Here is a 1157-nt window from a genome sequence, read left to right as displayed (position 1 = left end):
TCCATAGTCTGGATTGCCCCATGTCCTGATTGAACCATCGGACTTAACAGCAGTAAATGCATTTTCATTAGAATAAATCTTGGTATAGCCTTTGTCAATGGGTGCACCTTTGCCTCCACTTTTTGAGTCACCCCACGCCTTGATTGAGCCGTCAGCTTTTATGGCGGCAAAGGCATACTTAGTTGAATAAATCTTGGTATAGCCATTGCCATCAGGTGCGTGTTCGCCTCCAAAATCTGATTCACCCCACGCCTTGATTGAGCCGTCAGCTTTCATGGCAGCAAAGGCATATCCAGATGAATAAATCTTGATATAGCCACTACCATCAGGTGCGTTTGCGCCTCCATTCTCTGAATCACCCCACGCTGTGATTGAGCCATCAGCTTTCATGGCAGCAAAGGCATACCTAGATGGATAAATCTTAATATAGCCATTGTCAGTGGGTGCATTGGGTGCATTTGTACCTCCAGCCTCTGAGTCACCCCACGCTGTGATTGAGCCATCAGTTTTAAGGGCAGCAAAGGCAAGTGCATTTGAATAAATCTCGGTATAGCCTTTGTCAGTAGGTGCACCTGTGCCTCCCCAGCCTGAGTCACCCCACGCCTTGATTGAGCCATCGGTTTTAAGGGCAGCAAAGGCATTAGCAGTTGAATAAATTTTGGTATAGTCACTGCCAGCAGGTGTTTTTGCACCTCCAAAATCTGGGCTGCCCCACGCCTTAATTGAGCCATCGTTTGTAAGGACGGCAAAGGCATTGTAATTTGAATAAATCTTGGTATAACCACTGCCAGCAGGTGCTTTTGCACCTCCAAAATCTGGGCTGCCCCACGCCTTGATCGAGCCATCGTTTGTAAGGGTGGCAAAGGCACTGGAATTTGAATAAATCTTGGTATAGCCACTATCAGTGGGTGCCTTTTTACCTCCAGAATATGGATCGCCCCATGCCTTGATTGAACCATCGTGTGTAAGGACAGCAAAGGCTTCAGAAGTTGAATAAATATTGGTGTAGTCACTGCTAACTGGTGCTTTTTCACCTCCAGAATATGAATTACCCCACACCCTGATTGAACCATCGTCTTTAATGGCAGCAAAGGCCATTTCATTAGGATAATTTGGCGCATTGTAAAATCCACCAAAATCATTCTGAACACTAGAAT

1 protein-coding gene is annotated in these 1157 nt (G+C 45.9%); it reads right to left on the bottom strand.

Translation table 11 applies throughout. The features are described 5' to 3' along the window. The coding region (locus BAZSYMA_RS10030) for an RCC1 domain-containing protein (RefSeq protein ID WP_479385929.1) at positions 1–1157 on the bottom strand (1157 nt) is incomplete at both ends.

The sequence above is a fragment of the Bathymodiolus azoricus thioautotrophic gill symbiont genome (assembly GCF_001298715.1).
In the GTDB taxonomy this organism is placed as follows: domain Bacteria; phylum Pseudomonadota; class Gammaproteobacteria; order PS1; family Pseudothioglobaceae; genus Thiodubiliella.
Note: the sequence above shows the minus strand (reverse complement) of the source record. Positions and strands in the feature narration are given on the sequence as shown.